Annotated in this window: 10 protein-coding genes and 1 riboswitch; of the genes, 1 reads left to right on the top strand and 9 read right to left on the bottom strand. The window is 70.0% G+C overall.

Annotated elements, in window-relative coordinates:
* Window positions 1–147: 147 nt before the first annotated feature.
* The 9 genes from gcvP to RS82_RS02960 form a co-directional block, all read right to left on the bottom strand.
* Window positions 148–3,039: an aminomethyl-transferring glycine dehydrogenase gene (gene gcvP, locus RS82_RS03000; protein WP_045296802.1), complete on the bottom strand. Its 2,892-nt coding sequence runs from the start codon at window positions 3,037–3,039 to the stop codon at window positions 148–150.
* Window positions 3,036–3,419 (bottom strand): glycine cleavage system protein GcvH, encoded by a 384-nt coding sequence (gene gcvH, locus RS82_RS02995; RefSeq protein ID WP_045296801.1) that lies wholly within the window; start codon window positions 3,417–3,419, stop codon window positions 3,036–3,038. The genes gcvP and gcvH overlap by 4 nt, the downstream gene beginning before the upstream one ends.
* A complete protein-coding gene (gcvT, locus tag RS82_RS02990) occupies window positions 3,416–4,534 on the bottom strand; it encodes a glycine cleavage system aminomethyltransferase GcvT (RefSeq protein ID WP_045296800.1) in 1,119 nt (372 codons plus the stop codon). Before gcvT ends, gcvH begins: the two co-directional genes overlap by 4 nt.
* Window positions 4,535–4,768: 234 nt before the next feature.
* Window positions 4,769–4,865, bottom strand: a riboswitch (glycine riboswitch).
* A 43-nt stretch (window positions 4,866–4,908) separates the two neighbouring features.
* Window positions 4,909–6,081, bottom strand: a complete 1,173-nt coding sequence (locus RS82_RS02985) for a MarP family serine protease (RefSeq protein ID WP_045296798.1) — start codon at window positions 6,079–6,081, stop codon at window positions 4,909–4,911.
* Between the two features lie 112 nt (window positions 6,082–6,193).
* Window positions 6,194–7,060 carry an ABC transporter ATP-binding protein gene (locus RS82_RS02980; RefSeq protein WP_045296797.1) on the bottom strand — a complete coding sequence of 289 codons (867 nt, stop codon included), beginning with the start codon at window positions 7,058–7,060 and terminating at the stop codon, window positions 6,194–6,196.
* Window positions 7,057–7,944, bottom strand: a complete 888-nt coding sequence (locus tag RS82_RS02975; protein ID WP_045296795.1) for an ABC transporter ATP-binding protein — start codon at window positions 7,942–7,944, stop codon at window positions 7,057–7,059. Before RS82_RS02975 ends, RS82_RS02980 begins: the two co-directional genes overlap by 4 nt.
* Complete coding sequence (locus RS82_RS02970; protein WP_157005340.1) at window positions 7,941–8,924, bottom strand: ABC transporter permease; 984 nt, start codon at window positions 8,922–8,924, stop codon at window positions 7,941–7,943. The genes RS82_RS02975 and RS82_RS02970 overlap by 4 nt, the downstream gene beginning before the upstream one ends.
* A 97-nt stretch (window positions 8,925–9,021) precedes the next feature.
* Window positions 9,022–10,017 carry an ABC transporter permease gene (locus tag RS82_RS02965; RefSeq protein WP_045296794.1) on the bottom strand — a complete coding sequence of 332 codons (996 nt, stop codon included), beginning with the start codon at window positions 10,015–10,017 and terminating at the stop codon, window positions 9,022–9,024.
* Between the two features lie 43 nt (window positions 10,018–10,060).
* A complete protein-coding gene (locus tag RS82_RS02960) occupies window positions 10,061–11,737 on the bottom strand; it encodes an ABC transporter substrate-binding protein (RefSeq protein ID WP_045296792.1) in 1,677 nt (558 codons plus the stop codon).
* A gap of 258 nt (window positions 11,738–11,995) precedes the next feature.
* On the opposite strand from RS82_RS02960, the gene RS82_RS02955 reads away from it, so the two are divergent.
* On the top strand, window positions 11,996–12,715 hold the full coding sequence (locus RS82_RS02955) for an NUDIX hydrolase (protein ID WP_084695429.1): 720 nt from the start codon (window positions 11,996–11,998) through the stop codon (window positions 12,713–12,715).
* Window positions 12,716–12,726 lie beyond the last annotated feature (11 nt).

Here is a 12,726-nt window from a genome sequence, read left to right as displayed (position 1 = left end):
GTGCCTAGGCGTGGGTCGGGGCAGGGCGGCGGCCCACGGCCCACGCCTAGGCACGGCCACCGGTGGGAGGGCGCGAGCGCGAGGGGACAGGGGGACGACAGAGCGACGGGATGCCGGGGGCACCGGCATCCCGTCGCTCGGGGTTCGTCAGGCGAAGGCCTCGATGGGCGGGCAGGCGCAGACGAGGTTGCGGTCGCCGTAGGCCTGGTCGATGCGGCGGACCGGCGGCCAGTACTTCGTGCGGACCAGGGTGTGGATCGGGTATACGGCGGTCTCCCGCGAGTACGGGTGGTCCCACGAGTCGGAGACGACAGATTCGGCGGTGTGCGGGGCGTTCGCGAGGGGGTTGTCGCCCTGGGGCCACTGGCCCGCGGCGACGCGGTCGGCCTCGGCCTTGATCGCGATCATCGCCTCGATGAAGCGTTCGATCTCGCCGAGGTCCTCGGACTCCGTGGGTTCGACCATGAGCGTGCCCGCGACCGGGAACGACATCGTCGGGGCGTGGAAGCCGTAGTCGATGAGACGCTTGGCGACGTCGTCGACCGAGACGCCGGTCGCCTCCTTGAGCGGACGGAGGTCGAGGATGCACTCGTGGGCCACGAGCCCGTCCTCGCCGGTGTAGAGCACCGGGTAGTGCTCCCGCAGCCGCACCGCGATGTAGTTCGCGGCGAGCACGGCAGCCGCGGTGGCGCTGCGCAGGCCCTCGGCGCCCATCATGCGGACGTACGCCCACGAGATCGGGAGGATGCCGGCCGAGCCGTGCGGTGCGGCCGAGATCGGTCCGCCGTCGAAGACGCCGCCGGCGTGGTCCTTGCGCTGCGACAGCGGATGCGACGGGAGGTAGGGCGCGAGGTGCGCCTTCGCCGCGACCGGCCCGACGCCGGGACCGCCGCCACCGTGCGGGATGGCGAACGTCTTGTGCAGGTTGAGGTGCGAGACGTCGCCGCCGAGGTCGCCGAAGCGCGCGTAGCCGAGCAGTGCGTTGAGGTTCGCGCCGTCGACGTAGACCTGGCCGCCGGCGTCGTGCACGGCCTGCGTGATGTCGAGCACGTCGTGCTCGTAGACGCCGTGCGTCGACGGGTACGTGATCATCAGCGCCGCGAGCTCGTCGGCGTGCGCCGCGATCTTCGCGCGGAGGTCGTCGAGGTCGACGTTTCCGGCCTCGTCGCACGCGACGACGACGACGCGCATGCCCGCGAGCACCGCGGACGCCGCGTTCGTGCCGTGCGCCGACGACGGGATGAGGCACACCGTGCGGTCGAGGTCGCCGTTCGCACGGTGGTAGCCGCGGATCGCCATGAGGCCGGCGAGCTCGCCCTGCGAGCCCGCGTTGGGCTGCAGCGACACCGCGTCGTACCCGGTGACCTCGGCGAGCCACACCTCGAGCTGCTCGATCATCGCGAGGTAGCCGTGCACGTCGTCCTCGGGTGCGAACGGATGCACGCGCGAGAACTCGGGCCACGACACGGCGGCCATCTCGGTCGCCGCGTTGAGCTTCATCGTGCACGAGCCCAGCGGGATCATGCCGCGGTCCAGCGCGTAGTCGCGGTCGGACAGCTGCTTGAGGTAGCGCATCATCGCCGTCTCGGACCGGTGCGAGTTGAACACCGGGTGCGTGAGGAACACCTCGACGCGGTGCAGCCCGGCCGGCACGCCCGCCAAGGGCGCAGCATCCGTGAAGGAGAGCACGCGCTCGCCCTGCTCACCCGCACCGAGGAACTCGTTCTCGGGCAGGCCGAACGCCCACGCGACCGCGGCGAGATCGTCGGCCGTGGTGGTCTCGTCGACCGAGACCCCGACCGTCGCATCGTCGACCCAGAAGAGCTGGTAGCCGCGCTCCCGGGCGCGATCGATCACGCGGCGAGAGGCCCCCGGCGTGGCGACGCGGATGGTGTCGAAGAACGCGTCCGACCGCAGCGACAGTCCGTACGAGCGCAGCCGGGAGGCGAGCGCCTCCGCCTTCTTCGCCACATCGGTCGCGATCGCGCGGAGGCCGTCAGGCCCGTGGTAGACGGCGTACATCGAGGCCATGACGGCCAGCAGCACCTGCGACGTGCAGATGTTGGACGTGGCCTTCTCGCGGCGGATGTGCTGCTCACGGGTCTGCAGCGCGAGGCGGTAGGCGGGGTGCCCGGCGGCGTCCTGCGAGACGCCGACGAGGCGGCCCGGCAGCTGCCGCTCGAGTCCCTGGCGCACCGCCATGTAGCCGGCGTGCGGACCGCCGAAGCCGAGCGGCACGCCGAAGCGCTGCGTCGTTCCCACCGCGACGTCGGCGCCGAACGAGCCCGGCGAGCGCAGCAGCGTGAGGGCGAGGAGGTCGGCTGCCGCGACGACGAGCGCGCCGGCGACGTGGGCGGCATCGACGACGCCCGCCGGATCCCACACGTGGCCCGACGCGCCCGGGTACTGCACCAGCACGCCGAACAGCTCGTCGGGAAGGGCCGCACCCCGCGCGAGGTCGAGCTCGACGAGCTCGATCCCGACCGCGGCGGCACGGTGCGCGAGCAGCGCCCTCGTCTGCGGCAGCGCGTCGGCGTCGACCACGAACACGTTCGAGGCGGACTTCGAGCCGCGCCGCGCGACGAGCATGCCCTCGACGACGGCGGTCGACTCGTCGAGCATCGACGCGTTCGCCGTCGCGAGTCCGGTGAGGTCGGTGACCATCGTCTGGAAGTTGATGAGCGCCTCCAGGCGCCCCTGAGAGATCTCGGGCTGGTACGGCGTGTAGGCGGTGTACCAGGAGGGGTTCTCGAGCACGTTGCGGGCGATCACCGACGGCGTGAGCGTGTCGTAGTAGCCGAGCCCGATCATCGGCCGCGCGGTGCGGTTCTGCGACGCCAGCACGCGCAGCTCCGCGAGTGCCTCGGCCTCGGTCGCCGCAGGCGGGATGTCGCTCGTGGCGCGGGGCTTCACCTGGATGGATGCCGGAACCGCCGCCTCGACGAGCGCGTCGACGCTGTCGTATCCCAGGGCGTCGAGCATCGTGCGCTGGGCCGCGGCATCCGTCCCGATGTGACGGTCGGCGAACAGACCCGTCATTCGGCGCCGCCCGTGAGCGAGATGTACGCGTCGCGGTCGAGGAGGTCCGCCACGGACGCGGGGTCGACCGTGATCTTGACGAGCCATCCGGCGCCGAACGGGTCGGCGTTCACGAGGGACGGGTCGTCGACGACGGCGTCGTTGACGGCCACGACCTCACCGGTCAGGGGCGCGTAGAGCTCGCCGACCGACTTCGTGGACTCGATCTCGCCGACCACGGTGGCCGCGGTCACCGAGCTGCCCACGGCGGGCAGCTCGACGAACACCACGTCACCGAGCTTGTCGGCGGCGTACGAGGTGATGCCGACGGTCGCGACGTCGCCGTCGAGGGCGACCCACTCGTGCTCGGCGGTGTACTTGAGGGCGGTGAGATCGGTCATTTGTTCCTCCGGTAGAAGGGCAGGTCGGTCACGGTCGCGGGGATGCGGGTCCCCCGCACGTCGATGAAGAGCTCGGTGCCGGGAGCGCTCGCGGCCGGCGAGACGAACGCCATCGCGATGGGATGCCCCAGGGTCGGGCTGAGCGCGCCGCTCGTGATCTCGCCCACCGGGGTGGCGGTGTCGGCGCTGTCGAACACGGCGTAGCCGGCGCGGCCGGCGCGGCGTCCCTCACCGGCGAGCCCGACGAGCACGGGGGCGTCGGATGCGACCACCGCGGACAGGCCCGCCTTGCCGACGAAGTCCTCCTTGTCGACCGCCACGACGCGGCCGAGGCCGGCCTGGGCGGGGACGATGTCGAGCGACAGCTCGTGGCCGTACAGCGGCATGCCGGCCTCCAGGCGCAGCGTGTCGCGCGCGGCGAGTCCTGCGGGGACGAGGCCTCGCGGCTCGCCGGCGGTGAGCAGGGCGTCCCACAGCGCGGCCGCGGCGCCGTTCGGCACGAGGAGCTCGAACCCGTCCTCCCCCGTGTAGCCGGTGCGCGCGACGAACAGTGCCTCGCCGTCGAACGTCCCCGAGGACCAGGCGTAGTAGCCGAGGTCGGCGAATGCGGGGGCGACACCGGCGATCCCCGCCGTCGCCTCGACGATCGCCCGCGCTGCGGGACCCTGCACCGCTATGAGCGACATGTCGTCGGTCTGGTCCTCGAGCGAGGCCGCGAAGCCGTCGATGCGGTCCGCGAACGCCGCGGCCACGGCATCCCGGTTCCCGGCGTTGGCGATCACGAGGAACCGGTCCTCAGCGAGGCGGTAGACGATGACGTCGTCGACGATGCCGCCGGACTCGGCGAGCACCAGGGAGTACTTCGCCTTGCCGACGCGCATCGGCGAGAGGGCACCGGCGAGCGCGTAGTCGAGGAACGCCGCCGAGCCCGACCCGCTCACGAGGAACTCGGCCATGTGCGAGATGTCGAACAGGCCCGCGCCGGTGCGCACGGCGTGGTGCTCGGCGAGGTCGGAGCTGTAGCGCACGGGCATGAGCCAGCCGCCGAAGTCGGTGAAGGAGGCGCCGAGCGCCTCGTGGCGGTCGTGCAGGGCAGTCGTACGGAGTTCCGTCATGAGTTCTCCCGGTCGCGGACGGGCAGACGCCGAGCGACGTCTGTGAACTCCCCCTCTGTCATGGGCCTGAGAGTTTCGCCCGTCCTGCGAGGGAGCGGGTTTTCACCGTCGGCGGATTCATCACGACGAGCTGGAGACGCGGAGCGCTCATCTCACGAGAGTGGTTTCGATCCGGCGCCGGGGCGCCTTACTCAACCGGATTCTCGCTTCGCTGGAATCACTTTCCAGAGTCGGCCTGCCCGAACGGTACGCGTACCTGAGAGATTGGCGGGGAGGCTTGCTCCTTCGGTGCTCGGCGATCACGCTGCCGAGGCTCTCCCGCCCGGGTGATGGGCCGTTATTGACTTGCGCAGCAAGCATACCGGTCGGCGCCGTCAGCCGACGCACGAGCCCGTCGACACGGTGTTCGTGAGCGAGGACGCACGATCGGCGACCGGGGTGAGCTCGGCCATCGTCATGGCGTAGCCGACGTCGTCTTCGTCCTCGGCGCGCGCGAACACGACCCCCGCGACTTCGCCGTCGCCCGTCAGCAGCGGGCCGCCCGAGTTGCCCGGGCGCACGACCGCCTGCAGCGAGTAGATCTCGCGCGGGTTCCACGAGGTGTCGTACACGTCCGGCACGTTGGCGACACCCACCGACTGCACGCTCGCCGGTACCATCGTGAACGGGCCGCCGTAGGGGTAGCCCTGCACGACCGCGGCGGCACCCGCCGCGAGTGTGGGCGAGAGCGGCAGGGCTGTTCCGCCGAGGTCGTCCACGGCGATCACCGCGAGGTCGTCGATCGGGTCGAAGTAGACGATGCGCCCCTCCCGTGCGGGCACCCCCGGCAGCTCGACGATGGGCGTGTCGACGCCGGCGACGACGTGGGCGTTGGTGACGACCCGGTCTTCGGCCACGACGAAGCCGGTGCCCGAAGATCCGCGCCCGCACGCGTACGCATTCCCCGACACGCGGGCGACGGATGCTGCCGCCCGCTGCAGCTCGGGATCGTCCAGGGCGACCGGGGGCGCGGGCTCCGCGGTCCCCGGTCCGAGCAGCAGCCCGAGCCCCGGCAGGCCGTCATCGAGCACGGCGCCGCGCAGCTGTGCGAGGGCGGCGGCGACGGGGTCGGGGGTGGCGGCCTCGATGCCGCGCAGGATGGCCGAGGACGCCACGGCCGACGAGATGACGGGGATGCCCGCCACCGCGATCGCCGGTGCGACGAGCGCCAGGGCGAGGATCGCCGCGACGACCGACGCGATGCCGCCGAGGAAGCGCTCGATCCCCCGGAGCTTCAGCCGGTCGGCGCCGGAGCGCAGGGCCGAGCCGATCGCCGAGCCGACCGCCGCGCCGGCGAAGACCAGCCCGAGGGCGGTGAGGAGCACGGCGGGACCGCGCCACACCGGCGACGGCACCCACGCACTCACCAGCGGGGTCAGCCAGAAGGCCGCGAAGGCGCCCGCCGCGAGGCCCGCCAGGGTGCCGATGCTGGCGAAGAAGCCACGCTGGACACCGGCTACGCAGGCGGCGACGAGGAGGAGGACGACGATCACGTCGACGACGATCATCCCCACCCCTTCCGCCCGACGGGATCCGTCTCGTCAGGCTACGCATCGAGGCTGGGAGAGGACCCCGATCGGCCGCCCGGGCGTGTCGGGAGCGCCGGCGCGCGAGGGCGGGTCAGCGGCGCTCGGCGGCGAGCTCCCTCCGCACCTCGTCGCGCAGCATCCCCTGGTTCTCGGGATCGGGCGCGGCGCCCAGGAGCGTGCGTGTGTACTCGTGCTGCGGATCGAGGATCACGTCGTCCGCGCGTCCTCGCTCGACGATGTCGCCGCGGTACATCACCAGGATCTCGTCGGAGAAGTGCCGGGCCGTGGCGAGGTCGTGCGTGATGTACAGCACCCCGAGGTGGTCCTCGCGCTGCAGCTGCGCCAGCAGGTTCAGCACGCCCAGGCGGATCGACACGTCGAGCATCGAGACCGGCTCGTCGGCGATGATGAACTGCGCTCCGGGCGCGAGCGCCCGCGCGATCGCCACGCGCTGGCGCTGACCGCCCGACAGCTCGTGCGGACGCCGCTCGGCCATCTTGTCGGTGGGCGTGAGGCGCACCCTCTCGAGGAGCTCGAGCACGCGCTGACGCACCTCGTCCCTGCCCATCCCCGGGTTGTGGATGCGCAAGGGACGCTCCAGGTGGTGCTCGATCGAATGGAACGGGTTCAGCGACGCGAACGGATCCTGGAAGACCATCTGCACGTCGCCGCGATACGCGGCGACGTCACGGCTGCGGCCGCCGGCGGGTGTCCCGTCGAGCAGGATCCGCCCGCTCGTGGGCGTCTCGAGCCGGGCGAGCATCTTCGCGATCGTCGACTTGCCCGACCCGGACTCCCCCACCAGCGCGATGGTGCGGCCGGCTTCGAGCGTGAACGACACGTCCTTGACCGCGTGGAGGGTGGAGAACTTCAGGCCGCTGCGCAGCCGGAAGTCCTTGACCAGGTTCCGCGCCTCGAGGGTGCGCGGTGCCCGCGCGGCCGGGTGGTGGGCGCTCATGCGGCCCCTCCTTCTGCTGAGGCCGCGCCCAGCGTCGCCGAGATGGGCTGATGGCCGGTGCGCACGAAGTCGCCGCGGTCGCCGCGCAGGCTCGGGAAGCTCGACAGCAGCTTCTTCGTGTAGTCGTGCTGCGGCGTCCGGTAGATGTCGGTCGCGGTGCCGAGTTCGACGATCTCGCCCTGCAGCATCACCGCGATGCGGTCGGAGATCTCGATCAGCATCGGCAGGTCGTGCGTGATGAAGATGACGGCGAAACCGAGCTTCTCGCGCAGGCGCATGATCTCGCGGATGATGCCGCGCTGCACCACGACGTCCAGTGCGGTGGTCGGCTCGTCCATGATCATGACCTGCGGGTCGAGCGCGAGCGCCATCGCGATCATGACGCGCTGTCGCATGCCGCCCGACAGCTCGTGCGGGAAGCTCGTGAGCCGTTCGGGGTCGACGCCGACCAGTTCGAGGAGCTCCTCGCTGCGCCGCTGCTTCTCGCGCTTCGACATCCCCGGACGGTGCGTCGTGAACACGTCGAACAGCTGCGCCCGCACGTTGATGACCGGATTCAGTGAGTTCATCGCCCCCTGGAACACCATCGACACCTTGTCCCACCGGAACCGGCGCAGGTCCTCGTCGGCGAGGCCGACGACGTCGATGTCCTCGCCGGAGCGGTCGTGGAACACGATGTCGCCCGCCGTCATCAGCGCCGGCGGCTTGAGCAGCCGGTTGATGCCGTACGCGAGGGTGGACTTGCCACAACCGGATTCACCGGCGAGGCCGAGGATCTCACCGCGGTTGAGGGTCAGCGAGACGTCGCGCACCGCCTTGACGGGCGGGTCGACCTCGTACTCGATCGAGACGTTCCTCGCGGTGAGGACGGCGTCGCCGCTCATGCCTCGGCTCCGTTCGTGAGATGGACAGACTCGACGCCCCGCCCGGCGCGCTTGGCCCTGCGCACCCGCCGGGCGTTCTCGGGTGCGAGCCGCAGCTTCGGGTTGATGATCTCGTCGATCGAGAAGTTGATAAGCGAGAGCCCCGCGCCGAGCAGCGCGATCATGAGGCCGGGCGGCACGAACCACCACCACGCACCGGTGCCGAGCGCCTGGCCGGTCTGCGCGTCGTTGAGCATCGTGCCCCACGTGATCGAGCCGGTCGGCCCGAGTCCCAGATACGACAGGCCCGCCTCGCCGAGGATCGCGAAGATGATCGCGAAGAGGAATTGGGCCGCGAGCAGAGGCAGCAGGTTCGGGAGGATCTCGACGCGGATGATGCGCGCCGTCTTCTCCCCCGCGACACGGCTGGCCGCGACGTAGTCACGCGACCGCAGCGAGCGCGCCTGCGCGCGCAGCACCACCGCGGACCCCGCCCAGCCGGTGATCCCGAGAACGATGGCCACCAGCACCCAGCTTCTGCCGGGGATGTAGGTGGCGATGACCATCACGAGCGGCAGACCGGGGATGACGAGCATGATGTTCGTGAAGAGAGAGAGGACCTCGTCCCACCATCCGCCCTTGTAGCCGGCGATGATGCCGAACACGATCGACAGGATCAGGGCGATCAGGCCGGCGACGATGCCCACCATGAGCGATCCGCGCGTGCCCCACGCGAGCTGCGCGAACACGTCGTAGCCGAGCTTGGTCGTCCCCAGCCAGTGCTCGGCGCTCGGCGGCGAGAGCGCCGGGTTGTCGGAGTCGGTCGGATCCTGGCAGAACAGCGGCGCGAGGATGCCGAACAGGGTGATGCCGATGACGATGGTGAGGCCGAGCGCGAGCTTCAGCGACATCCGCGGCAGCAGCTGGCGGAAGCCGCGGCGCGCGGCGCGCGCCTCGTCGCGGGCTGCCTCGACGTCGGCGCCGACCGGCGGCGACATCATCGCGCCCGGTGCGATGAGTGCAGGGTCGATCGTGCGGTCGGAGAGGGTCTCGGGGACGCTCTCGTAGTCGGTCGACGTGTCGGTCACTTCGAGCCTCTCAGACATTGTGGCGGGCCCTCGGGTCGATGAATCCGTAGACGATGTCCATGATGAAGTTCGCCGCGAGCACCGCGATCGTGATCACCAGGAAGACGCCCTGCATCAGCGCGTAGTCGCTGTTCTGCACCGACTGGATCATGAGCTTGCCGATGCCGGGATAGGTGAACACCTGCTCCATGACGATGGAGCCCGCCACGACGAAGCCGAGCGAGATGCCGAACCCGGCGATCGACGGAATCGCCGCGTTGCGGGTCGCGTAGGTGCGCAGGATGCGCACGGGCTTCAGCCCCTTGGCCTCGGCGGTGACGATGTAGTCCTCGGAGACCGTGGACACCATCATGTTGCGCATGCCGAGGAGCCACCCACCCACCGAGCTCAGGACGATCGTCAGGGCGGGAAGGAACCCGTGGTAGACGGCGCTCCCGATGAAGGCCCAGCTCCACTCCGGGCCTTCCGGGAAGGCCCACACGTCGTAGCCGCCGAAGATCGGGAACCAGCCCAGCGCGACCGAGAAGATCGCGACGAGCACGAGCGCGAGCCAGAAGTAGGGAATCGACTGCAGCACCGTCGTGAACGGCACGAGGTGGTCGACCCACGTGCCGCGGCGCCACCCCACCCAGGCGCCGATGCCGACGCCCAGGACGAACGAGATGACGGTCGCGAGACCGACCAGGATCACCGTCCACGGCAGCGCCGCGGCGATGAGGTCGGTGACCGGGGCCGGATACTTCGTGATGGAGACGCCGAGGTCTCCCTGGAGCATCCGGCCCCAGTACGCGAGGTACTGGTCCCACATCGACGACGAGTCGCCGCCGAGCAGGGTCTTGATGTTGCGGACCGTGGTCTCGCTGAGCTCCCCGCCGGCGCGCTGCATCTTCGCGAGCAGGATGTCGGCGGGGTCGCCGGGCAGAAGCCTCGGCAGGAGGAAGTTGAGGGAGATCGTCGCCCAGAGTGTCACCACATAGAACGCGATCCGCCGCGCATAGAACTTCATCGCAGCCCGCTCCTCCGTGCCGCGGCTTCTGCCCGGTTCCGCATTACTTCACCGGCTCCAGGTGCTGGAGGACGTAGCCGGCCGCCACCGAGCCCCAGGCCGGCGGGAAGGCGTACAGGTCGTCCTCGGTCGGCCAGCCCGTGAAGTCCTTCGTGTTGAAGAACGTCTGGGTGGCGTTGATCACCAGCGGGATGTACGGAAGGTCGCGCACGATCTCGGTCTGCAGGGTGGCGTACGCCTCCTGCTTGACGGCCTCGTCGTCGGTGGCGGCGGCCGCGGCGACGGCCTCGTTCACGATCGCGTTGTCGTAGCGGCTGAAGTTCCAGCGGCCCGCGGGGACCTCCTGGCCGACCTCGGAGGTCGACTCGCCGGCGAACCAGTCCTTGTAGATCTGGAACGGGTCGGCGACCGACGTGCCGATGACGCCGCCCATGATCAGCTGGTACTGACCGGTCTGGCGGGCGTCCGAGAACTCCTGCCACTGCACCGTCGACGCGTTGACCTTGATGCCGGCCTCTGCCGCCTGCTCGCTGATGAGCTTGGCGGCGTCGTTGTAGTCCGTCCAGCCGTCGACCGAGATGAGGCTCAGCTCGATCGGGGCGCCGTCCTTGCCGTAGAAGCCGTCGCCGCCCTTGGTGTAGCCGGCGGCCTCGAGGATCTCACCCGCGGCCGCGGCGTCGGGCGACTGCGGGCTGACCTCGGCCGTCGGGTCGGCGACCCACTTCTGGTCGCGCGGCAGCAGCGCGAAGGTGGGCGAGATGTCGCCGGTCAGGCCGACGAACGCCTTCTCCTTGATCGTCCCGCGGTCGATCGCGACGTTGAGCGCCTGGCGCACGGCCACGTCGGTCTGCGGACCCGTGCAGCCGAGCTCGGCGTTCGAGCAGGTGTAGAGCACGGTCGGGTCCTGCGGCGTGTTCAGCATGCTGATGACGCCGTTCGAGGTCACCGAGTCGGGGTTCGGCACGAACATGCCGGTCCAGTCGAGTTCGCCGGCGGTGAGCAGGTCCTGCGCGGACTGGTTGGCGTCGATGCCGATGTACTGCACCTTCTTGATCGCCGGCACGCCCTCGTCGCGGAACTCGTCGTTCGCGACCACCGTGTACGAGGCATCCGTCACCTTGTCGACCACGTACGGACCGGTGCCGACCGGCTCCTCGTCGGTGAAGGTCGTGTAATCGTCGACCTCCGACCAGATGTGCTCGGGCAGCATCCAGGTGGTGCCGAGGATCTGGAACTCATTCGTGAACTGCGGCGTCTCGTACGTGAGCACGACGGTGGTGTCGTCTGTCGCCTCGGCCGAGATGAGACCGTCGCGGTGGTTCGGCTCGTAGTTGAACGTGAACGCGGCGTCTTCGGCGGTGAAGTCCTCACCGTCGTTCCACTTGACGCCGTCCTTGAGCGTCACCGTGATGACGGTGCCGTCCTCGTTGTACTCGAAGCTCTCGCCGAGCATGGGCTCGGGCGCGTCGTCCGCGGTCTTGTTGTAGAAGAACAGCGGCTCGTAGATCGGGCCGAGCGCGGCGTGGAGGACACTCGGCGAGAACGGGTTGAAGTTCGCCTCGATGGGGGTCTGGCTTCCTGCCCAGACCCGCAACGTGCGGCCCTCTGAATCGCCGCTGTCGTTGCCGCCGCCGGTGGCGCAGCCCGACAGGCCGAGACCGAGGATGGCGGCCCCGGCGACGGCGATGAGCGCCGCTCGGCGCTTCGCGTTTCGAATCATCGTTGGTTCTTTCTCTCGTGCGGCATTGCAGGGAGGAGGTGCGCGGGCACCCGTGCATCCATTAAGTACTGAGTCTTAACAAATGTTTGAACGTAAACCTAACAAACATTCCCGCTCCTGCGCATCCTGGGAACCCGCTGTATACGTCACGTCTTGGCAACGGGTTCAGGTGAGGACGGGCGCCCGAGGGGTGTTACGGCGGGGGTTTGGCTTCTGGTCAGAGTGACACTATGATCGGACCAGACAGTTAGAGTCACCATGACCAGAACAGCATCTGAACCCCACTCCCCCGGCGCCCCGGCCGAGACCGACACGATCCGCGTGGCGGTGTCGACGGTCATCTTCACGCTCCGCCGGCTCGCCGGAAGCGACGCCGTGCAGGTCGTGCTCCCGCTCGTGCGACGCACGCGCGACCCGCACGAGGGCCAGTGGGCACTCCCCGGCGGATGGCTCGACGCGACGGAGGGACTGGATGCCGCGGCATCCCGTACCCTCGCCGAGACGACAGGGCTGGCACCGAGCTACCTCGAGCAGCTGTACGCGTTCGGCGCCGTCGACCGCTCGCCCACGCGGGTCGTCTCGATCGTCTACTGGGCGCTGCTGCGCGCGGACGAGATCACCGACGGCTCGGTCGAGAACGTGCAGTGGTTCGACGCGGCCGCCCTTCCGGAACTCGCCTTCGACCACAACGAGATCGTCGGCTACGCGCTGTGGCGCCTGCGCAACAAGGTCGGCTACAGCCGCATCGCCCACGGCCTCCTCGCCGACGAGTTCACGCTCGCCGACCTGCGAGAGGTCTATGAGGCGATCCTCGGTCGGCGCCTCGACCCGGCGAACTTCCGCCGTCAGGTCGAGAACTCCGGCACCCTCATCCCCACCGACCGCTTCCGCACCGGAAGCCACCGCCCCGCGCGGCTCTACCGCTACAACCAGGACGTCGAACTCGCCGACCGCGGCCCGCTCGACGCCCGCCACTGACCCCCGAACGG

Source organism: Microbacterium trichothecenolyticum, assembly GCF_000956465.1.
Lineage (GTDB): Bacteria > Actinomycetota > Actinomycetes > Actinomycetales > Microbacteriaceae > Microbacterium > Microbacterium trichothecenolyticum.
The sequence above is the reverse complement of the archived record's forward strand: the minus strand, read 5'-3'. Positions and strand labels throughout refer to the sequence as shown.

Excerpts from the sequence above, each read along its gene's own strand:
- gcvP (WP_045296802.1), bottom strand. The coding sequence starts at position 3,039 with ATGACGGGTCTGTTCGCCGACCGTCACATCGGGACGGATGCCGCGGCC.
- gcvH (WP_045296801.1), bottom strand. The coding sequence starts at position 3,419 with ATGACCGATCTCACCGCCCTCAAGTACACCGCCGAGCACGAGTGGGTC.
- gcvT (WP_045296800.1), bottom strand. The coding sequence starts at position 4,534 with ATGACGGAACTCCGTACGACTGCCCTGCACGACCGCCACGAGGCGCTC.
- RS82_RS02985 (WP_045296798.1), bottom strand. The coding sequence starts at position 6,081 with ATGATCGTCGTCGACGTGATCGTCGTCCTCCTCCTCGTCGCCGCCTGC.
- RS82_RS02980 (WP_045296797.1), bottom strand. The coding sequence starts at position 7,060 with ATGAGCGCCCACCACCCGGCCGCGCGGGCACCGCGCACCCTCGAGGCG.
- RS82_RS02975 (WP_045296795.1), bottom strand. The coding sequence starts at position 7,944 with ATGAGCGGCGACGCCGTCCTCACCGCGAGGAACGTCTCGATCGAGTAC.
- RS82_RS02970 (WP_157005340.1), bottom strand. The coding sequence starts at position 8,924 with ATGATGTCGCCGCCGGTCGGCGCCGACGTCGAGGCAGCCCGCGACGAG.
- RS82_RS02965 (WP_045296794.1), bottom strand. The coding sequence starts at position 10,017 with ATGAAGTTCTATGCGCGGCGGATCGCGTTCTATGTGGTGACACTCTGG.
- RS82_RS02960 (WP_045296792.1), bottom strand. The coding sequence starts at position 11,737 with ATGATTCGAAACGCGAAGCGCCGAGCGGCGCTCATCGCCGTCGCCGGG.
- RS82_RS02955 (WP_084695429.1), top strand. The coding sequence starts at position 11,996 with ATGACCAGAACAGCATCTGAACCCCACTCCCCCGGCGCCCCGGCCGAG.